18 protein-coding genes are annotated in these 19,538 nt (G+C 73.2%); all 18 read right to left on the bottom strand.

Annotated elements, in window-relative coordinates; genetic code table 11:
* Positions 1 to 15: 15 nt before the first annotated feature.
* Positions 16 to 318 carry a DUF167 domain-containing protein gene (locus QSK20_RS01580; protein WP_285786744.1) on the bottom strand — a complete coding sequence of 101 codons (303 nt, stop codon included), beginning with the start codon at positions 316 to 318 and terminating at the stop codon, positions 16 to 18.
* Between the two features lie 9 nt (positions 319 to 327).
* Positions 328 to 966, bottom strand: a complete 639-nt coding sequence (locus QSK20_RS01585; protein WP_285786745.1) for a hypothetical protein — start codon at positions 964 to 966, stop codon at positions 328 to 330.
* A 49-nt stretch (positions 967 to 1,015) separates the two neighbouring features.
* Positions 1,016 to 1,816: a DivIVA domain-containing protein gene (locus QSK20_RS01590; RefSeq protein ID WP_088982906.1), complete on the bottom strand. Its 801-nt coding sequence runs from the start codon at positions 1,814 to 1,816 to the stop codon at positions 1,016 to 1,018.
* Between the two features lie 52 nt (positions 1,817 to 1,868).
* Positions 1,869 to 2,168, bottom strand: a complete 300-nt coding sequence (locus QSK20_RS01595; RefSeq protein ID WP_145836246.1) for a YggT family protein — start codon at positions 2,166 to 2,168, stop codon at positions 1,869 to 1,871.
* Positions 2,169 to 2,197: 29 nt separating this feature from the next.
* Positions 2,198 to 2,905 carry a cell division protein SepF gene (locus QSK20_RS01600; RefSeq protein ID WP_285786746.1) on the bottom strand — a complete coding sequence of 236 codons (708 nt, stop codon included), beginning with the start codon at positions 2,903 to 2,905 and terminating at the stop codon, positions 2,198 to 2,200.
* A gap of 186 nt (positions 2,906 to 3,091) precedes the next feature.
* On the bottom strand, positions 3,092 to 3,838 hold the full coding sequence (locus QSK20_RS01605) for a YggS family pyridoxal phosphate-dependent enzyme (protein WP_285786747.1): 747 nt from the start codon (positions 3,836 to 3,838) through the stop codon (positions 3,092 to 3,094).
* 9 nt (positions 3,839 to 3,847) lie between these two features.
* Complete coding sequence (gene ftsZ, locus QSK20_RS01610) at positions 3,848 to 4,963, bottom strand: cell division protein FtsZ (protein ID WP_088982902.1); 1,116 nt, start codon at positions 4,961 to 4,963, stop codon at positions 3,848 to 3,850.
* Positions 4,964 to 5,203: 240 nt separating this feature from the next.
* Positions 5,204 to 6,019 carry a cell division protein FtsQ/DivIB gene (locus QSK20_RS01615; protein WP_285786748.1) on the bottom strand — a complete coding sequence of 272 codons (816 nt, stop codon included), beginning with the start codon at positions 6,017 to 6,019 and terminating at the stop codon, positions 5,204 to 5,206.
* The gene (gene murC / locus QSK20_RS01620) at positions 6,016 to 7,563 is read right to left on the bottom strand and encodes a UDP-N-acetylmuramate--L-alanine ligase (RefSeq protein WP_285786749.1); all 1,548 of its coding nucleotides are present in this window, start codon (positions 7,561 to 7,563) and stop codon (positions 6,016 to 6,018) included. Before murC ends, QSK20_RS01615 begins: the two co-directional genes overlap by 4 nt.
* A gap of 112 nt (positions 7,564 to 7,675) precedes the next feature.
* Positions 7,676 to 8,782, bottom strand: coding sequence for an undecaprenyldiphospho-muramoylpentapeptide beta-N-acetylglucosaminyltransferase (gene murG / locus QSK20_RS01625; RefSeq protein WP_088982899.1), 1,107 nt, complete (start codon positions 8,780 to 8,782; stop codon positions 7,676 to 7,678).
* Positions 8,782 to 10,221, bottom strand: coding sequence for an FtsW/RodA/SpoVE family cell cycle protein (locus QSK20_RS01630; protein WP_285787178.1), 1,440 nt, complete (start codon positions 10,219 to 10,221; stop codon positions 8,782 to 8,784). Before QSK20_RS01630 ends, murG begins: the two co-directional genes overlap by 1 nt.
* Positions 10,222 to 10,451: 230 nt before the next feature.
* Positions 10,452 to 11,576 carry a phospho-N-acetylmuramoyl-pentapeptide-transferase gene (gene mraY / locus QSK20_RS01635; protein ID WP_088982898.1) on the bottom strand — a complete coding sequence of 375 codons (1,125 nt, stop codon included), beginning with the start codon at positions 11,574 to 11,576 and terminating at the stop codon, positions 10,452 to 10,454.
* Positions 11,573 to 12,970, bottom strand: a complete 1,398-nt coding sequence (locus QSK20_RS01640) for a UDP-N-acetylmuramoyl-tripeptide--D-alanyl-D-alanine ligase (protein WP_285786750.1) — start codon at positions 12,968 to 12,970, stop codon at positions 11,573 to 11,575. The genes mraY and QSK20_RS01640 overlap by 4 nt, the downstream gene beginning before the upstream one ends.
* Positions 12,967 to 14,550 carry a UDP-N-acetylmuramoyl-L-alanyl-D-glutamate--2,6-diaminopimelate ligase gene (locus QSK20_RS01645; RefSeq protein WP_502888824.1) on the bottom strand — a complete coding sequence of 528 codons (1,584 nt, stop codon included), beginning with the start codon at positions 14,548 to 14,550 and terminating at the stop codon, positions 12,967 to 12,969. The genes QSK20_RS01640 and QSK20_RS01645 overlap by 4 nt, the downstream gene beginning before the upstream one ends.
* A gap of 79 nt (positions 14,551 to 14,629) precedes the next feature.
* On the bottom strand, positions 14,630 to 16,912 hold the full coding sequence (locus tag QSK20_RS01650) for a peptidoglycan D,D-transpeptidase FtsI family protein (RefSeq protein ID WP_285786752.1): 2,283 nt from the start codon (positions 16,910 to 16,912) through the stop codon (positions 14,630 to 14,632).
* A gap of 3 nt (positions 16,913 to 16,915) precedes the next feature.
* On the bottom strand, positions 16,916 to 17,524 hold the full coding sequence (ftsL, locus tag QSK20_RS01655) for a cell division protein FtsL (RefSeq protein ID WP_285786753.1): 609 nt from the start codon (positions 17,522 to 17,524) through the stop codon (positions 16,916 to 16,918).
* Entirely contained in the window at positions 17,521 to 18,633 is a 1,113-nt protein-coding gene (gene rsmH, locus QSK20_RS01660) for a 16S rRNA (cytosine(1402)-N(4))-methyltransferase RsmH (protein ID WP_285787179.1), read from the bottom strand. Before rsmH ends, ftsL begins: the two co-directional genes overlap by 4 nt.
* Before the next feature lie 207 nt (positions 18,634 to 18,840).
* A complete protein-coding gene (gene mraZ / locus QSK20_RS01665; protein WP_285786754.1) occupies positions 18,841 to 19,272 on the bottom strand; it encodes a division/cell wall cluster transcriptional repressor MraZ in 432 nt (143 codons plus the stop codon).
* Positions 19,273 to 19,538: the final 266 nt, after the last annotated feature.

Below are 19,538 nucleotides of genomic sequence, written 5' to 3' on the forward strand. Positions count from 1 at the left end.
CGCCCGGGACGACCGTCACCCGTCCGGTCCGTCGCGCAGTCGGGAGAGCAACACCGACACGGCCGGTTCGGCGTGCGCCACCAGGAAGAGCTTGTCGCGGCTCGCCGCGCCGGCACGCAGGGACACCGCCGCCGGTCGTACGCCGAGCGCCTGGGCCAGTGCCCGCCGGGCCGCCTCGGTCGCCCGGCCGTCCACCGCGGGGGCGTTCACCGCGATGACCAGGGCCGGGCCGTGTGGGCCGTCGTACCGCCCGCCCACCCGCGCGCGGGACGTCCCGGGCTTGACCCGGACCGCGACGGTCAGTGCCTCCCCGCCCACGGCGACCGGTCAGGACGGGCGGGAGTCGGCGAGCAGGACCGTGTCCGGTGCGCAGTCCGCGCAGGGGGTGAAACCCAACTCGACGGCCTCGGAGGCGGGCAGCGGCTCGGGCTCCCGACCGAGCAGGTGGAGGCAGTCGGCGACGTGGTAGCGGGGTCGACCGTCGACCACCAGGACCTCGGTGTCGAGCCGGGCCACCCGGGCCGCGTCGGCCGGGGAGACCTCCTGCACACCGGGCTCGTCGTCGGCCGGCCCCGGATCGTCGTCCCGGATCTCGGCGGCCGGTGCACCGGGCGGGCCCGGTGGTTCCGACTCGGCCACCGGCGACCCGGGCGGTTGCCGCCACCCGCTGTCACCGGTGCCGTCCGTCGTGGGGGCGAACTGGGCCGCTACGGTCGGCCCGGCGGTGCGCCGGGGACCGGTCGCTGTCGCCCCGGCCGCCGCCGGCTCACGCCGACGATCGGTCGAGACTGCCGCATCCGCCGTTGCCCGGGCGGTGGCCACCTGGCGGGCACCCACCACGAGAGCCACGGCGGCCAGCAGGCTGGCCCCGATGGAGGCGACCAGCAGAACGCTGGAGCCGCCGACGAGACCAGCCACCAGGAGCACGACGGCGACGAGGATGAGCACGAGACTGCCGACTATCACGGCTCATCCCCCGTCGCGTCGTCCGATCCGGGTCAGCTGGTGACCGGGCTCAGTGGCCGGCTTCGAGGGCGTTGGAGCGGCCCCCGCTGTACGACCCGCCGAGGCCGGCGGCGGCCAGGCCACCGTTGCCGACGCTGCGGCCACCCTCGGTGCGGGTGATGTCCGCCTCCAGGTCCTGGCCCCGGGCGCCGAGGTCACGCAGCTGGCTCTCCAGGTAGGCCTTGAGCCGGGTGCGGTACTCGCGCTCGAACTGCTTGAGCTCCTCGATGTGCTTCTGCAGCGCGGTGCGCTTGGCGTCCAGCCCGCCCATCGCCTCCTGGTGCCGCTGGCGGGCGTCCCGCTCCAGCGCGTCCGCCTTGTTGCGGGCCTCGCGGGTGACCTCCTCGGCCTTCGTCCGGGCCTCGGAGAGAAGCTGGTCGGCCTCCCGGCGGGCGTCGGAGAGGTGGTCGTCGGCAGTGCGCTGGGCCATCATCAGCACCCGCAGCGCCTGCTGCTCACCGTCCCCGCCAGCGGCCGGAGCCCCCTGGGAACGGACCTGCTCCAGCTCGGCCTGCATCGCGCGGGCGGCCTGCTCGGCGGCGGCCTTGTCCCGCTGGATGCGGTCCAGCTGGGCCTTCACGTCGTTCAGCTCGGCGGCGAGCCGGGGGTCGGCGCCGGGGCCGGCCGGGGCGGCACCACGACCACCGCGCTCCACCTGGGCGCGGAGCTCGTTGTTCTCCTCGATCAGACGGGCCAGCTCGCGCTCGACCTCGTCCAGGAAGGCGTCAACCTCCTCCTCGTCATACCCCCGCTTGCCGATCGGCGGCTTTTTGAAGGCGACGTTGTGAACGTCGGCCGGGGTCAGCGGCATCGAAACTCCTCGGGTCAGTTGCGGCCGCGTAGCGGGCTGGGTCACCGGGTGTTCACCCGAGAATCAGCCGCCTTAACACGAACTCCATCAGCACGAACAGGATAACCAGGAGCACAAGGGAAGCCAGGTCGATGCTCACGGTACCAATCCGCAGCGGAGGGATCACCCGCCTCAACGCCTTGAGGGGCGGATCAGTGACGCTCCACACGGATTCCAGTCCTGCCGACGCTCCCCGACCAGGCTGCCAGCGGCGACCGTACTGGAGGACGGCGCTGAGCACGAAGCGGGCGAGCAGGAGGAGCAGGAAGACGTACAGGATCAGGTACAGCACCTGGAGCAGGATCGACAACACGGTAGGCGACGTCCCTCGGTCGGGGGGTGTTAACCCAGGCTGAAAAAGCCACCCTCAGCAATCTTGGCCTTGTCCTCCGCGGTGACCTGGACATTGGCCGGCGAGAGCAGGAACACCCGGTTGGTCACGCGCTCGATCGTACCCCGCAGCCCGAACGCCAATCCGGCGGCGAAGTCCACCAGACGGCGGGCATCCGCCTCGTCCATCTCGGTGAGGTTGATGATCACCGGGACACCGTCGCGGAAGTGCTCGCCGATGGTCCGGGCCTCGCGGTAGGTCGTCGGATGCAGCGTGGTGATCTGGTAACGCTGCTCCTCCTCGGCGACCACCGCCCGCTCCCGGGGCTGGGCCTGCGGCGCCAGGGCCAGGTTGTCCCGGGTGTGGTACGCCACGCCGGACGTCTCCCCGGCGCCGGACCGGGTGATCGAGCGGACGCTGGCCCGCTCCGCGCGCTCCGTCCGTTCGGTACGCTCCAGCCGGTCGGCGTCGGCCCGGTCGCTGTCCGCACGGGCGGACGCCCGCTCGGTCAGCCGGGTCCGCTCGCCCGCACGCGGCCGGGGGGCCGGCGGGTCGTCGCTGTCGTCGTCATCGTCGTCGGCGAACTCCTCGGCGTACCGGCTCTGCCGGTACCGCGACTCGCGGTAGCCACCCTTCTCGTAGCCACCGTCGTCGTAGCCCCGCTCGTCGTCCTCCTCGACGAGACCGAGCCAGACCCCCGCCTTGCGCAGTGCACCCATCGCCGCGCCCTTCCGTCCGCCGTGCGGCACGCGCCCCCGTGCCCGTGCCCGCGTGTCGCGTTGGGACTCCCCTTGCCCACCGGACCGGGCCGGCAACCGCAACGGACGATTCGCGGTCGTCCGCCTGACCCCCGACATGGGACGCCGGCCCAAACAACACTGATGTAATTTGCCTTCCCGCGAAGGCTACCGCAGCGTGGGACGCATTCCGAGCAACGCGCTGCCGACGCGGACATGTGTCGCGCCGTATCCGATCGCGATCTCCAGGTCGCCACTCATGCCGGCGGAGAGCGCGCTGGCTCCCGGATGGACGGCCCGGAACCCCTCGGCCACCTCGGCGAGCCGGGCGAACGCCCGCTCCGGCTCCCAGCCCAGCGGCGCCACCGCCATCAGCCCGGCCAGCCGCAGCGGCGCGGCCGAGGCCACCGCCCCGGCCACCCGGAGCAGGCCCCGGTCCGGGTCGGCGGAGTCCGGCAGGGCCCCACCCCGGGCCGGGTCACCGTCGATGCTGACCTGCACCAACGTGTCCAACGGCCGGTCCCGTTCCGAGCCGGCGGCAGCGCCGAGCGCGTCGGCCAGCCGGACACTGTCCACCGAGTGGACCACGTCGGCGTAGCGGACCACCGACCGGCACTTGTTGCGCTGGAGTTGCCCGATGAAGTGCCACCGGGGGTGCGCCCCGGCCGCCGCCACCTCGGTGGCCTTGGCGGACGCCTCCTGGTCGCGGTTCTCCCCCACGTCCGCGACGCCGAGCCCGGCCAGCGCGAGCACGTCACCGGCCGGGTAGGTCTTGGTCACCGCGATCATCGTCACCTCGGCACGGTCCCGCCCGGCGGCGGCGCAGGCCTCGGCGATCCTCGCCCGGACCCGGGCCAGCCCGGCGGCGAGGTCGGCACGGCGGTCGGGGCGTACCTGGGTGGTCCGGTCGGTCATGGGCGCGTCTCAGGACCCGTTCTTGAGGAAGTCGGGCACGTCGACGTCGTCGAAGAGCACCCGACGGGGCGACTGGCTGGGCGGGGGCATCGTGGCCTGCTGCGGGGTCGGCGCGGGCGGGGTGGTCGGCTGGTTCTGGTTGGTCTTGCGCCCCGAGTCGACCGCCTTGTACGCCGGCGCACCGCCGTCGAAGCCGGCGGCGATCACGGTCACCCGCACCTCGTCGCCGAGCGCGTCGTCGATGACCGCGCCGAAGATGATGTTCGCGTCCGGGTGGGCCGCGTCGGTGACCAGCTGGGCCGCGTCGTTGATCTCGAACAGGCCCAGGTCGGAGCCGCCGGCGATGGAGAGCAGCACGCCGCGCGCGCCGTCCATGCTCTGCTCCAGCAGCGGGCTGGAGATGGCCGCCTCGGCCGCCTCGACGGCGCGGTTCTCGCCCCGGGCGCTGCCGATGCCCATCAGCGCGCTGCCCGCGCCGCTCATCACGCTCTTGACGTCGGCGAAGTCCAGGTTGATCAGACCGGGCGTGGTGATCAGGTCGGTGATGCCCTGGACACCGGAGAGGAGCACCTGGTCCGCCTGGCGGAAGGCGTCCATCATGCTGATGCCCCGGTCACCGAGGGCCAGCAGCCGGTCGTTCGGGATGACGATCAGCGTGTCGCACTGGTTGCGCAGTTCCTCTATGCCGGCCTCGGCCTGCACCTGCCGCCGCTTGCCCTCGAAGGAGAACGGCCGGGTGACCACACCGATGGTCAGCGCACCGAGCTTGCGGGCGATGTTGGCCACCACGGGCGCCCCGCCGGTGCCGGTGCCGCCGCCCTCGCCGCAGGTCACGAAGACCATGTCGGCGCCCTTGAGCACCTCCTCGATCTCGTCGCGGTGGTCCTCGGCGGCGTTCTTGCCCACGTCGGGGTTGGCGCCCGCGCCGAGCCCCCGGGTCAGTTCCCGGCCGACGTCGAGCTTGACGTCGGCGTCACTCATCAGCAGCGCCTGCGCATCGGTGTTGATCGCGATGAACTCGACGCCCTTGAGCCCAACCTCGATCATCCGGTTGACGGCGTTGACCCCGCCGCCCCCGATGCCGACGACCTTGATGACCGCCAGGTAGTTGTGCGGAGGTGTCATCTCCGGTCCTTTCCCTTCGAGATTGGTCACGCCGACCGACGGCTCGCCCCGGATCGCCGTCGACGTCAACTATCACCCGTGAAGACGAAGGGTTAACCTTCACCCTCTACTAGAGGCTTACAGTTATGTCAACTATTGATCCTCTTCCGGGCAACGTAAGCGTCCCCGCCCGATGAGCCAAGGACCTGACCGGCGTGTCGTCGCGGAGAGCGGGCAGGCTCACCCTCCCGGCCACCCCGATCAGCGGAAGGTCACCACGTCGGGGGCACTGACGTCGATGGTGTCGGCATCCCGACCGAGCAGGGTGGCCGCCACCCGGGCCTTGTCCTCGCCCCGCGTCGCGTCGCCCCAGACGACCGTGCGCCCCTCGGAGAGTCGGACCGTGATCCGGGCCAGCCCCTCCACCGTGACGTCCACCAGCGCCTCGCGCAACGGCGGGGTGAGCACGGCGAGCACCTCCAGCGCCGCCCGGGTCTCCGGGTCGTCCGGGCCGGGGCGGGCGACCCGGGCCAGCGGCAGGCCGTCCGGGCGCGTCGGTTCCGTCCGGAACGCCACCCCGAACCGGTCCACCACGACGAACCGCTCGCCCTGCGGGACCACCGCCACCGGCGTCCGCTCCACCACCCGTACCACCAGCGCACCCGGCCAGTCCCGGGTCACCGTGGCCCGCTCGACCGGCGGCAGCTCGCCGATCCGGCCCGCCGTCGCCGCCAGGTCGACCCGGGCCAGCGGGACGCCGTCCGGCACCGCCGCCGCCTGCCGGACCTGCACCGGAGTGACCAGTTCGGTCCCGACCACCCGCACCTCGCGCACGCCGAACAGGCCGGTGCCGAGCAGCACCCAGGTGACCATCAGGGCGAGCACCAGCACCCCGCCCGCCACCGCCCACGGCAGTGCGGCACGCAGCCGGCGCTGCCGGGCGCGCTGCATGAAGCGACGGGTCGACGGCGGCACCGCGTCGGTGCCGGCCCGGACCAGCTGCCACCGGCGGACCGGGCCGCGCCGCCCTCCGGGCTCCGTGCCGGCCGTCCGTCCCCGCGCCGGGCCGGGACTCATCCGGCCGCGGGCGACACGCCGTCCGTGCCGGCGGCCGGGGCGTCCCGGGCGACGTCGGTCACCGGGGCGGTGGTGGTGCCGACCGGGGCCTCGGCGGCCGTCGGGCCGGCCGCGCCGGGGTCGCCGGTCCGGGCCAGCAGCGCGTCGAGGAGCTGGTCACCCATCAGGGAGATCGGCGGCGCGCCCATGGTGACCACCACGTCGCCGGGACGGGCCCGCCGGGCCACCTCCACCGGCGCCGCCTCCCAGGAGTCGACGAAGACCTTCCGCTCGGCGGGCAGGTCGATCGCCTCGACCAGGGCGGCCGACCCCTCCCCCGGCTGGCGCAGCTCACCCGGGCCGAAGACCTCCAGCAGCACCACCTCGTCGGCGATGGCCAGCCCTTCGGCGATCTCCGCCTGAAGGTCGCGGGTGCGGTAGAGCCGGTACGGCTGGAACACCACGAGCAGCCGTCCCTCGCCGGCCACCTCGCGCAGCGTCCGCAGCGCCAGGGTGATCGAGGTCGGGTGGTAGGCGTACTCGTCGTAGACCAGGACGCCGTCGGCGACGCCCTTGCGCTCGAACCGCCGCCGCACCCCGGGGAAGGCCGCGAGCGCGTCCGTGGCGGCGGTCAGCGGCAGGTCCAGCAGGTACGCGGTGAGCACCGCGGCGGCGCTGTTGAGTCCCATGTGGCGGCCGGGCACCGGCAGGCGGATCTCGCCGAGCGCGCGTCCGTCCACCTCGGCCAGGTAGCGGACGCCCCGGGCCGACGACGCCGTGCCGGTCAGCCGCAGGTCGGCGTCGGGCGCCTCGCCGTACGTGTACACCCGGCGGCCCTCGGCCCGCAGCGTCGCGGCCAGGTCCCGGGTGGCCGGGTCGTCGGCGCAGGTGACGATGAAGCCCTCCGGGTCGGTGAGCCGGGCGAACTCGGCGAAGGCCGCCTTCAGGGTGGCGAAGTCGCCGTAGGTGTTGAGGTGGTCGGGCTCGATGTTGGTGATCACCGAGACGAACGGCCGGTAGATCAGGAACGACCGGTCGCTCTCGTCGGCCTCCACCACGAAGTACTGCCCGGTGCCGTGGTGCGCGCCCGAGCCCACTTCGGAGATCTCCCCGCCGATGACGAACGACGGGTCCTCCCCGGCCTGCTGGAGCACCATGGTCACCATCGAGGTGGTGGTGGTCTTGCCGTGGGTGCCGGCGACGGCCACCGCCCGCCGGCCGGTCATCGCCGCCGCGAGGGCCTCGGAGCGGTGCAGCACCCGCAGGCCGCGCCGGCGGGCCTCCACCATCTCCAGGTGGTCCGCCGGGATGGCCGACGAGTAGACCACGGTGTCCACACCGTCGAGGTTGGCCGGCTCGTGGGTCATGTGGATGGTGCCGCCCAGCGCGCGCAGGCCGGCCAGCGAGGGCCACTCCCGCAGTTCGCTACCGGTGGTGCGGATGCCCCGGGTGAGGAAGAGCCGGGCCAGGCCGCTCATGCCGACCCCGCCCACGCCGATCAGGTGGATGGTGCCCAGGTCCTCGGCGGTCAGTGTGCCGGCCGGGGAGAACTGCGCGGTGTTCATGGATGGTGCCTTCCCGTCGCGGTCGCCCGGGGCACCGGGCCGGTCGTGTTCGCCCGGGGCACCGGGCCGGTGGTGGTCACCCGGCGCACCGGGCCAGTCGTGTTCGCCCGGCTCACCGGGCCACCGCCTCGTGGACGAACCGGAGCAGCGCCTCGTCGCCGTCGCGCCGGCCGTAGTTGGCGGCGGCGGCGCCCATCGCGGCGAGTCGGTGCGGGTCACGGATCAGCGGGATCACCGTCCGCTCCAGCCAGTCCGGGGTGAGCTCGGCGTCGTCCACCAGCAGCCCGCCGCCCGCCTCGACCACGGGCAGCGCGTTGCGCTTCTGCTCCTGGTTGCTGTGCGGGTACGGCACGTAGATGGTGGGCAGGCCGATCGCGGCCACCTCGGCGCAGGTCATCGCCCCGCCCCGGCCGAGCATCAGGTCGGCGGCGGCGTAGCCCAGCTCCATCTCGGACAGGTAGGGCAGGGTGACGTACGGCACCGGCAGGTCGGTGGGGATCGGCACCGGCTCGTTGCGGGCGCCGATCACGTGCAGCACCTGCACGCCGTAGCGGGCCAGCTCCTTCGCCGCCCCGGCCACCGCCAGGTTGATCGAGCGGGCGCCCTGCGAGCCGCCGGCGACGAAGAGCACCGGCAGGTCGGGACGGAGCCCGAAGCGGGCCCGCGCGGCGTTGCGGTACGCGACCCGGTCCAGCCCGGCGATGCCCCGCCGCAGCGGCACCCCGACCACCCGGGCCTCGCGCAGCGCCTCGGCCTGCACCGGCTGGTGCGGGAAGCCCACCGCCACGTGCTGGGTGAACTTCATGCCGAGCCGGTTCGCCACGCCCGGCGGCACGTTGACCTCGTGGATGACGATCGGCAGGTCCCGCCGCCAGGCGGCGAGGTAGCCGGGCACCGAGACGTACCCGCCGAAGCCGACGACCACGTCGGCGCGTACCTCGTCGATCACCTTGCCGGCGGCGCGGGCCGCGGTCCACATCCGACCCGGGGTACGGACCAGGTTCATGTTGACCGAGCGCGGCAGCTGGTAGGCGGGGATCGTGCGCAGGTCGTAGCCGTGCGGCGGGATCAGCTCGTTCTCCAGGCCCTTCGGTGTGCCCAGGCAGGTGATCCGGACGTTCGGGTCGTGCCGGCGGAGGCAGTCGGCGAAGGCGAGCAGCGGGTAGATGTGTCCCCCGGTGCCCCCTCCGCAGAGCACCACCGAACGCAGCGGACCCATCAGCGTCTCCTCTCACTGGCCGACCCGGCGCGGGTCCGGGTGCCCCGGGCGCCGCGCGGAGCGGTCTCGTCGTCGTCCTTCCGCCGCGTCCGCGCCCGGGGTACGGACCCACGGTCGGCCGGGGGCGTCGCCGGCCGGCGACGCCGGCCGGGAAGCGGCGGCAACGGGGCCCACACTAGTCGGACCCATCGGGCGGGCGGACGGGCGTGCAGGGCTCGCGCGGCGTCCGGCTCGGCCCGGGCGAAGGAGGCGAGCATCCCGATCGCGGCGAGGGTGACCACCAGGGCGCTGCCGCCGTCGGAGATGAACGGCAGCGGCAGGCCGGTGATCGGCAGCAGCCCCACCACCCCACCGATGTTGATCACGGCCTGGCTGACCAGCCAGGTGGTGACGGCGGCGGCGGCGAGCCGCCGGAACGGGTCCTCGACCCGCCGGGCGATACGCAGGCCGGTGTACGCGAGCACCGCGAACAGCACCAGCACCACGACGCACCCGACCACCCCGAGCTCCTCGGCGATGACCGCGAAGATGAAGTCGTTGTTGGCCGCGGGCAACCAGTCCCACTTGGTCCGGCTCTGGCCCAGCCCGGTGCCGAACCAGCCGCCCAGGTCGATCGCGTAGCGGGCCTGGGCGAGCTGGTAGCAGCCGGCGATCTTGCACTCCTCGGGAGGAGGCGGGTCGATGAACATGGTCAGCCGGGCCAGCCGGTAGTTCTCCTCGCCCTTCACCCCGGAGCCGGCGCCGAGCGAGGCGACCGCCACCAGCAGGCCCACCCCGACCAGGCCGACCACGGAGAGCACGGCGAAGACCCGCTTGCGCACCCCGGCCGCCCAGAGCAGGCCGATCACCAGCGCCAACAGGCAGAGCATGGTGCCCAGGTCGTTGTAACCGACCAGGACGAAGAGCAGCCCGACCACCGGGAACAGCGGGGTCGCCAGCTCCTTCCACCAGCCCAGCTTGACGCCCTTGCGGGCGACCACGTCGGCCCCCCAGAGCACCATGGCGAACTTGGCCAGCTCGGAGGGCTGCAACCCGATCGGTCCCAGGTAGAGCCAGAGCAGCTCCGCCTCGAACGGGCCGATCCTCGGGTCGGTGTCGAACAGCCGGCCGTAGACCAGCAGCAGGTTGAGCAGCACCAGCAACGCCACCGACAGCCCGAGCACCGGCCCGCCGAGCACCCGGAAGGTGCGGGCCGGCAGTCGTTGGCAGGCCCAGAAGGCGACGATGCCGATCACCGCGAAGATCGCCTGCTTGGTGAGCGCGGCGAAGGCGTTCCCCTCCTCGGCGTACGCCTTCACACTGGTCGCGGAGAAGACCATGGTCAACCCGATGACCAGCAGCAGGCCGGCGCTGGAGATCAGCAGGTAGTAGGAGGCCAGCGGCCGGGCGAGCAGGCCGCGCAACGCCGCAAGCCCACCGGCGGCGTCCAGGCCGCGCAGCGGCGCGGGCGGGTCGGTGGTACGCCCCGCGGCGGCTCCCCGCGGCTGCCCGTCGACCGTCCTGGTGTTTCCTCGGTCCTCCCCCACCCGCCCATCATCGCCGCTGCCGCCGCCCGCTTCGCGCGGAACCCCCGACTCTCGGCGTGTCGGCTTGCCGCCTGGGTGGTAGCAGGGGTCCCCTGCTACCGCTTTTTGCGTAACAAGGGACCCCTGCTACCACCCGACGGGCGTCAGCCGACGTTGGCGAGGAACTCGCTGTAGAAGAGGCCGAGCGCGATGGCCACCCCGATCCCGGCGATGATCCAGAAACGGACCACGATGTTGACCTCGCTCCAGCCGGCCAACTCGAAGTGGTGCTGGAGCGGGGACATCCGGAACACCCGCTTGCCGGTGGTCTTGAAGGAAATGATCTGGATGACCACCGACATGGTGATGATCACGAAAAGCCCACCGATGATCGGCAGCAGCAGCACGGTACGGGTGGACATCGCCATGCCGGCGATCAGCCCGCCCAGGCCGAGCGCGCCGGTGTCGCCCATGAAGATCCGGGCCGGCGAGGTGTTCCACCAGAGGAAGCCGACGCACGCCCCGGCCGCCGCGCCGGCGATCAGCGCGATCTCCAGCGGGTCCCGGACGGTGTAGCAGTAGTCCTCGGTGTAGTTCGGGTCGGCGCACCAGTGCCGGTACTGCCAGAACGCGATCAGCGCGTAGGCGGCCAGGACCATCACCGACGCGCCGGTGGCGAGACCGTCCAGACCGTCGGTGAGGTTCACGCCGTTGGTGGCCGCCATCACCACGAAGATGAAGATGACCACCGAGGCGACCTTGCCGACCTCCAGCGCCGGGATGTCCCGGATGAAGCTCAGGGTGGTGCTGCCGACGGTCTCGACGTTGGTGATCGCGCCGCTCGCGTCGGTCATGCTGCTGGGGAAGTAGAGCGCCACCACGCCGAAGACCGCGCCGACCAGGATCTGGCCGATCAGCTTTGCCCGCGCGCTGATGCCGCCGCTGTTGCGCTTGCGGACCTTGACGAAGTCGTCGACGAAGCCGACCGCGCCGGAGAAGACCATCAGCCCCAGCAGCACCAGCGCGGTGATGGTCGGTTCGACCTGGGCGATCTGCTGGTCCGGCAGGGTGGTCAGGGCGAGGTGCCCGGCGACGTACGCGATGACCGTGGCGATGATGAACACCACCCCGCCCATGGTGGGGGTGCCCTTCTTGCCCTGGTTGCTGGCGAGCCCGATGGATCGGATCGGCTGTCCCGCCTTGAGCCGGGTGAACACCTTGATCGCGATCGGGGTGGTGAGGAGCGAGACGAGGAAGGCCACCCCGATGGCCACGATGACGGCCCTCATGCGGCGTCCCCACCCCCGGTGTCGACGCGCAGCGCGTCGGCCACCTCCCAGGTGCGGTACCGGGAGCCCTTGACCAGGACCACGTCCCCTGGCCGTAGCTCACTGCGCAGCACCTCGACGGCCGCTGCCTGATCGGTGAGCAGCACCGATTCTCCTCCCCAGTTTCCTACCGCTGTCGCGCCTGCTTGGATCGGTGCCGCCGCCGCGTCCACCACGAGCAGCCGGTCGACACCCAGTTCGGCCGCGAGCCGGCCGACCTCCCGGTGCCCGTCGACCTCGAACGGGCCCAGTTCGGCCATGTAGCCGAGCACCGCGATCGTCCGCCCGTCCCGCCGCATGCCGGCCAGCGCGCGCAGCGCCACCGCCATCGACGCCGGGTTGGCGTTGTACGAGTCGTCGATCACCGTCACCCCGTCGGGGCGGTCGAAGACGTCCATCCGCCGGGTCGACACCAGCCCCAGCCCGCCGAGCGCCTCGGCCAGGTCGGCCAGGGGCATGCCCAACTCCCGGGCCACTGCGGCGGCGGCCAGCGAGTTGGAGACCTGGTGGCGGCCGGTCAGCCCGAGCCGCACCGGGACGCTGCCCTCCGGCGTGACCAGGGTGTACGAGGGGCGCCCGCGCTCGTCCAGCGTCACGTCGGTGGCCCGCACGTCGGCGTCGACCGCCTCGCCGTAGCGGACCACCCGCGCCCGGGTGCGGTCGGCCATCGCCGCGACCAGCGGGTCGTCGGCGTTGAGCACGGCGAGCCCGTCGACCGGCAGCGCCTCGACCAGTTCCCCCTTGGCCAGGGCGATGGTCTCCCGGGAGCCGAACTCCCCGATGTGCGCCACCCCGACGTTGAGCACCACCGAGATCCGGGGCGGCACCACGTCGCAGAGGTAACGGACGTGGCCCAGCCCCCGCGCGCCCTTCTCCAGCACCAGGAACCGGGTCTCCGGTCCGGCCTGCAACGCCGTGTACGGGTGGCCCAGCTCGTTGTTGAACGACCCGGGCGGAGCCACCGTCGGGCCGAGCCGGACGGTGAGCTGGGCGATCAGGTCCTTGGTGGTGGTCTTGCCGGAGGAGCCGGTGATGCCCACGACGGTCAGCCCCGGCAGCCGGTCCACCACGGCACGGGCGAGCCGGCCCATCGCGGCGAGCGCGTCGGCGACCAGCACCATCGGCACGCCGGGCACCTCCCGGGTGCCGAGGACGGCGACCGCGCCGCCGGCCACCGCGCGGGCCGCGTAGTCGTGCCCGTCGACCTTCTCCCCGTCGAAGGCGACGAAGAGTCCGCCGGGGCGGACCTTACGGGAGTCGAACTCGACCGGACCGCGCACCGTGGCGGTCGGGTCGGCGCCGACCAGCCGTCCGTCGACGGCGGTGGCGAGTTCGGCCAGCGTCAGCGCGATCACGACTGCTCCACCCGGTCTCCGAAGCGGGCGCGCAGCGCGTCCGCCAGTTCCGTCCGGTCGTCGAACGGCAACACCTCGCCGCCGACCTCCTGGCCACGTTCGTGGCCCTTGCCGAGCACGGCCACCACGTCACCCGGACCGGCCGTGCGGACCGCCTCGTCGATGGCGGCACGTCGGCCGGCCACGTCGCGAACGGTCACCGGCCGGGCGGCGGGCGCGCCGGCCGCCGTCTCGGCACCGGCCCGGACCTCGGCCCGGATCGCCGCCGGGTCCTCGGTGCGGGGGTTGTCGTCGGTCACCAGGACCACGTCGGCCCCCTGCGCGGCGGCTGCCCCCATCACCGGACGCTTGCCCCGGTCCCGGTCCCCGCCGGCCCCGATGACGCAGATCAACCGGCCACCGTCGACGGTCAGCTCCCGCAGGGCGGCCAGGGCCGCGACGATCGCGTCCGGCTTGTGCGCGTAGTCGACCACGCCCTTCACCGGGCCGGGCGCCCGGACCAGCTCCAGCCGCCCCGGCACGCCCGGGCAGTCGGCCACTCCGGCCGCGGCGGTACGCGGGTCCACCCCGACCGACACCAGGCTGGCGATGGCGAGCAGGGCGTTGGCGACGTTGTGCCGGCCGGGCAGCGCCACGCCGGCGGCGACGGTCAGCCCGTCCGGGCCGTGCGCGGTGAACCGCTGGGCGTAGCCGGCCTCGTCGACGTCCGAGGCCCACCAGGTGGCGGTCGGGTCGCCGGCGGCCGAGTAGCTGACCGTGGCCGGCGTGAAGAGCGGACGCAGCGCCGGGTCGTCGAGGTTGAGCACCTCGGTCGCGCAGCGGCCGTCGAAGAGGCGGGCCTTCGCGGCGAAGTAGTCGGCGGTGTCGGTGTGGAAGTCCAGGTGGTCGGAGCCGAAGTTGGTGTACCCGCCGACGGTGAACCGGGCGCCGCCGACCCGCCCCATGGCCAGCGCGTGGCTGGAGACCTCCATGACCACCGCGGTCACCCCGCGTTCCCGGGCGGCGGCGAGCATGGCATGCAGGTCGGTGGCCTCCGGGGTGGTCCGGACGCTGTCCACCACCAGGTCGCCGAGGCGGGTCTCGACGGTGCCGATCAGGCCGGTGGTGTGGCCGGCGGCGCGCAGTCCGGACTCGACCAGGTAGGCGGTGGAGGTCTTGCCGGCGGTGCCGGTCACCCCGATGACGGTGAGCCCCTCGGTCGGATCGCCGTAGACGGCGGAGGCGAGCGGGCCGAGCGCGTCCCGTGGGTCGGCGACGACCAGTGCCGGCAGCCCGGCGGCGGCCACCGCCGCCCGCCCGGCCTCGTCGGTCAGCGCGGCCACCGCCCCGGCCGCCGCCGCAGCGGCGGCGAACTCCGCGCCGTGCCGGCGGGCGCCGGGCAGCGCGGCGTACAGGTCGCCGGCGCGAACCTCCTGGCTGGCGTGGGTCACCCCGGTCACCGGCACGTCCGCGGCCTGCGCCGGCGGCTCGACACCGAGTCGCGCGGCGAGCGCGCCGAGCCGGATTCCGATCACGGTACGGGGGCGTGGATTGCCGGGCACGGCGTCAGACCCTACCCGGTCGGTCGGCGGGGGCCGCACAGCCGCCCCGGTGGTTCGTCCCCACTCACCGATGATGTCCCGGTCTGCCTGGTCAGCGCGGATAGACCGTGAACTCCGGTCACTTCTCCCCGGTCGGGGGCACCTTGTAGTGACGCAGGGTGAACCCCATCATGTCGCGGAAGGCGGGGCCGGCGATCGCGCCGCCCCCACCGCCCGGGGTGTGCGCGAAGACCGCGATCACGTAGCGCGGGTTCTCCGCCGGGGCCATCCCGATGAACGAGGCCACCTCGCCGGGCTGCTTCTTCCCGTCCACCAGCCGCCAGCCGGTGCCGGTCTTGCCGGCGACCCGGTAGCCGGGAACGGCCGCGGTGACGCCGGTGGCGCCCGCCTCGGTGGTCACCGCCTCCAGGATGGCGCGCAGGGCCTTGGCGTTCTCCGGGCTGAGCACCGTCCGGGTGACCGGCGGCTTGGTGGGGGTGCGCTTCCCGTTCGGGTCGATGGTCTCCTTGACCAGGCGGGGCTGGACCCAGGTGCCGTTGTTGGCGATCGCCGCGTACACGGCGGCCATCTGCAACGGGGTGGCGTCCACGCTGTGCCCGATCGGCACCGAGCCGGCCGACGAGCCGCTCCACTCCGACGGGGGCAGCAACTGGCCGGGCGCCTCGCCGGGCATGCCCACCCCGGTCGGCTTGCCCAGCCCGAACCGCTGCTGGTACTCGTACAGCTTCTCCTTGCCGAGCTGGTCGGCGATCTTGATCGTACCGACGTTCGAGGAGTAGGCCATCATCCGGGCCAGAGTCATCGGCTGGCCGTTCGCCGGGTGGGTGTCCCGGAACGGGGTGTCCCCCTTGACGATGTAGTTCTCCACCGGGAAGGTCGTGTCGGGCGTGATCACCCCCTCCTGGAGCGCCGCGCCGAAGGTGATCGCCTTGTGCACCGAGCCGGGGTCGACCACGAAGCTGGTGGCGGCGTCCTCCCGGTCGGTGGGCTTGCTCTTCTCCGGGGCGGCGGCGTTGTAGGTGGGGTGGCTGGCCTGGGCCAGGATCTCGCCGGACGGGATCTCGATGACGACCGCCGCGCCGGTGCTGCCGTTGACCTTCGCCATCCGGTCGCTGAGGATCTCCTGGTAGCGGTACTGGAGGTCCCGGTCGACGGTGAGCGCGAGCGAGCTGCCCGGCTTCGCCTCGGTGGTCTCGCGGTAGCCACCGGGGATCGGCGCGCTGAGGTCGCCCGCGCCGATCTCGAAGACCCGCTTGCCGTCCTCACCGGCGAGGAGGTCGTCGTAGCGGGCCTCCAGACCCTCCAGCCCGACCATGTCCTGGCTGGTGAATCCGATCAGGTTCGCCGCCAGGTCGTCCCCGGGCACCTCGCGGCGCTCGTCCCGGTGCGCGCCGATACCGGGCAGCTCCAGCTCCAGGATCTTCCTGGCGGTGCCGATCTCGACGCCCCGCGCGAGGTACTCGAACTCGGACTCCTTGCCGTCCTCGCGGACGCGCGGGGCCATCCGCTCGGCCAGGTCGGAGACCGGGATGCCGAGCAGCGGGGAGAGCGCCTTGGCGGCGGCCGGGATGTCCTTCACCCGGGTCGGGTCGGCGAAGACGTACCGGGCCTCGACGCTGTGCGCCAGCGGGTTGCCGTCCCGGTCGTAGATCGCCCCGCGCGGAGCGGGCAGGTCCACCTTACGCAGTCGGTCGGTGACGCCGCCGCCGGCGTACGCCGGGGCCTCCACGGCCTGGAGCGCGACCAGGCGGATACCGATGACGGCGAAGAGGGCGAGGGTCAGGACGGTGCCGAGCCGCAGCCGGCGGCGCGGGTCGGCGAGCAACGGCGGACGGCGCGGTCTGCGGACGGGCCGCCGCGCGGCGGTCGCCGGTCGCCGGTCACGACGACGGGGCGGTGTGGGCTCCTCGTCCGGCGGGCCGCCGTCTCGTGCCGTCCCCCGCGCGCCGGCCCGGGTGCCGGCGGGGTCGACGGTCCGGATCACGGTGGTCCGGGCGGCCGGCGCGGCCCGGCGGCCGGTGCGCCCGGCTCCGGTCCGGCCTCCGTCGAGCACCTGGAGGGCCGGGCGGAACGGGTCGGCGGAACGCGTGCCACGCGGGTTGCGTCGCTGGTCAGCGCCGGTGGTGCGGCGGGCGGCGGCGGTACGTTCCTCGCGCTCGCTGCGGCCCGGCAGCCCCGACTGCCGGGTGACGCGCTCGTCCCGGCCGGTTCCCCGGGCGGTGCCGGCGCGCTCGTCGTGGCTCTCCCGGACGGTACGGCCCCGGGGCGTGTACGACCGCGCGCCGGAGATCCCGCCGACGCCCGGCTCACGCGGCTCGCCACCCCGGTCACCGGAGGCACGTGACGAACCGCGCCGGGAGCCTGTGGCGTCCCGGCGCGGTTCCTCTGGTCTGGGGGCCACGGGTCAGTCTCCCGTGCCCTGCTGGCTCGTGATGGCCGGCTGGCCACTCGCCGGGCGGGGTACGCCGATCATCTGCCCGTCCGGCAGCTGGATGAAGGCCGGGTCGTCCGACTCGACCAGACCCAGCTTGCGTGCCTCGGCGGTCAGGTTGCCCGGCGCCTCCGACTCGGCGATCCGCTTCTCCAGCTGCTGCTGGTCGACGTCGAGCTTGGCCTGCTGCTGCTGGAGCTTCTCCAGCCGGAAGGCGTTCTCGTTGATCTTGGTGTTGACCAGCAGGATGCCGAGCACCCCGCCGACGACCAGGACCAGGACCAGGCCGACGAACGGCGCGCGCGGCACGGAGACCGGCGGCGGCGGCGCGACCCGCAGGCGCGGCGCGGTCGGCCGGGTGGCGCTGCCGCTCCGCGGCGCCGGTTGCAGCGCGGCACTGCCCTGGGTCGGGAACTCGCGCGCTTCCCGGGCGCGGTTCTCACCCTGTCGCCGGGTACGGTCCGGTCCGGTGGCACCGGTGCCCACCGACGCGGTCCGCGCCGCCACGGTCCGGCCCCCCGACCGCGGTGTACGCTGCCCCGCGCCGGGAGAGTCCCGGCGGTCGCGCTTGTTGACGTTCATGATCCCTCCCCCTCTTCGTCGTCCGTCGTCGTGCCGTCGTCCGGGGCCACCCGCAGGTCCACTGTGGAACCCTTGGGCAACCCCACCCCCTGGTGCATCGCCCTGACCCGCCGGCGGTACCGTTCGCGTTCGGCACCGCCCGGGCGTTCCGCGTCGGGGTCGATCCGCTCCGCGGCACGCAGTCGCACCGACGCGGCCCGTGGGTTCGCCGTGACCTCCGTCTCCCCGGCTAGCTCGGCGCCCCGGCTGAGCAGCCGGAACGTCGGGCCGGTGCCGGGCAGTTCGACCGGGAGGTCGACCGGACCCTGACGTCGGGTCCGCTCGGCGAGCGCCGCCTTGGTGAGCCGGTCCTCCAGTGACTGGTAGGACAGGACCACCATGCGGCCACCCACGGTCAGTGCGTCGAGCGCGGCCGGCAGCGCCGTCTCCAGCGCTGCCAGTTCCCTGTTTACCTCGATCCGTAAAGCCTGAAACGTTCTCTTCGCCGGGTGACCGCCGGTTCGTCGGGCCGGTGCCGGAATGGCCTCTTGGACCAGTTCCGCCAGCCGGGCCGTCGAGGTGATCCGCTCCCGCTGCCGCTCCCGGATGATCGCCGAGGCGATCCGGCCGGCGAAGCGCTCCTCGCCGTAGGTCCGCAGGACGCGGGCCAGGTCCGAGTGGGAGTAGGTGTTGACCACCTCTTCCGCGGTCGTCCCCCGGGTCTGGTCCATCCGCATGTCCAGCGGGGCGTCCCGCGCGTAGGCGAACCCACGGTCGGGTTCGTCCAGTTGCAGTGAGGAGACCCCGAGGTCGAAGAGGATCCCGTCGACGGCCGGGACACCCAGCCGGTCGAGCACCTCGGGCAGTTCGTCGTAGACGGCGTGCACGAGGTGGACCCGGTCGGCGAACCGGGCCAACCGGGCCCGGGCGTGCGCCAGGGCCTCGGTGTCCCGGTCCAGACCGATCAGGGTGGTCCGGGGATGCGCCTCGAGTACCGCCTCGGCGTGCCCGGCCAGCCCCAGGGTGGCGTCGACGTGGACCGTCGACCCGGGCCGGTCCAGCGCGGGGGCCAGTAGCTCGAGACACCGCTCGAGCAGTACCGGCACGTGCGTGCCGCGTAGCTCCCCCATGTCGACCCCCACTGGTACCGGACCTTCTCTCTCGTGTTGTCTGCGTCGTCGCCACGACGCCCCGTCGTACCGCCAGATCCCCATCCGCTCCCGCCCGCTCCCCGACCGCGGCTCGGAGAGACCGGATCGTGCCCCTGGCACCGGGGAAGGGGTGCCAGGAACGCGAAGCGGCTGGAGATCTCGCAGTACGCCGGGCGTCGTCACGCCCTACAGACCGCCGGGCAACACCCCCTCGGAGATGTCGGAGAAATCCTCCTCGCTCTCCGCGAGGTAGGTTTCCCAAGCGGTCCGGTCCCAGATCTCCACCCGGGTGTGCGCGCCGATCACCGCCAGGTCGCGGTCGAGACCGGCGTACTCACGCAGGTGGGCGGGGACGGTGACCCGCCCCTGCTTGTCGGGAACCTCGTCGTGCGCGCTGGCGAAGAAGACCCGGCTGTACGCCCGCGCGGCCTTGTGCGTCATCGGTTGCTGACGCAACTGGTCGGCGATGCGCTGGAACTCGGGCGTCGGAAAGACGTAGAGGCAGCGTTCCTGCCCTTTGGTGATCACGACACCCCCCGCCAGCCCGTCCCGGAACCTCGCCGGGAGAATCAACCGGCCTTTGTCGTCCAGGCGTGGAGTGTGGGTGCCGAGGAACACGGCCCAACCCCCTCGCCCTTCGGCGGCGTTCGCGGCGCCGCTGACCCCCCGGGCCGGTGGGCCCTCCCGGCCTCACCATTGCGCTCCACTCTACTCCACTTCCCTCCACCTGCAACCGGAAACGACCCTTCGGCGCGCCGCGCCGAAAGACAAAACCGCACGTCAGAAGGGGTGGAGCGGAGTGGAGGGCCGGAACGTCCCCCAGCCGGCGTCCGTTTTCCGACATAGATCGACTCCATCCGGTGGACCAAGATCCACCCGGCCGG

Source organism: Micromonospora sp. NBRC 101691 (assembly GCF_030269285.1).
Taxonomy (GTDB): Bacteria; Actinomycetota; Actinomycetes; order Mycobacteriales; family Micromonosporaceae; genus Micromonospora; species Micromonospora echinospora.

Excerpts from the sequence above, each read along its gene's own strand:
- QSK20_RS01590 (WP_088982906.1), bottom strand. The coding sequence starts at position 1,816 with ATGCCGCTGACCCCGGCCGACGTTCACAACGTCGCCTTCAAAAAGCCG.
- QSK20_RS01600 (WP_285786746.1), bottom strand. The coding sequence starts at position 2,905 with ATGGGTGCACTGCGCAAGGCGGGGGTCTGGCTCGGTCTCGTCGAGGAG.
- QSK20_RS01605 (WP_285786747.1), bottom strand. The coding sequence starts at position 3,838 with ATGACCGACCGGACCACCCAGGTACGCCCCGACCGCCGTGCCGACCTC.
- ftsZ (WP_088982902.1), bottom strand. The coding sequence starts at position 4,963 with ATGACACCTCCGCACAACTACCTGGCGGTCATCAAGGTCGTCGGCATC.
- QSK20_RS01615 (WP_285786748.1), bottom strand. The coding sequence starts at position 6,019 with ATGAGTCCCGGCCCGGCGCGGGGACGGACGGCCGGCACGGAGCCCGGA.
- murC (WP_285786749.1), bottom strand. The coding sequence starts at position 7,563 with ATGAACACCGCGCAGTTCTCCCCGGCCGGCACACTGACCGCCGAGGAC.
- murG (WP_088982899.1), bottom strand. The coding sequence starts at position 8,782 with ATGGGTCCGCTGCGTTCGGTGGTGCTCTGCGGAGGGGGCACCGGGGGA.
- mraY (WP_088982898.1), bottom strand. The coding sequence starts at position 11,576 with ATGAGGGCCGTCATCGTGGCCATCGGGGTGGCCTTCCTCGTCTCGCTC.
- ftsL (WP_285786753.1), bottom strand. The coding sequence starts at position 17,524 with ATGAACGTCAACAAGCGCGACCGCCGGGACTCTCCCGGCGCGGGGCAG.
- rsmH (WP_285787179.1), bottom strand. The coding sequence starts at position 18,633 with ATGGGGGAGCTACGCGGCACGCACGTGCCGGTACTGCTCGAGCGGTGT.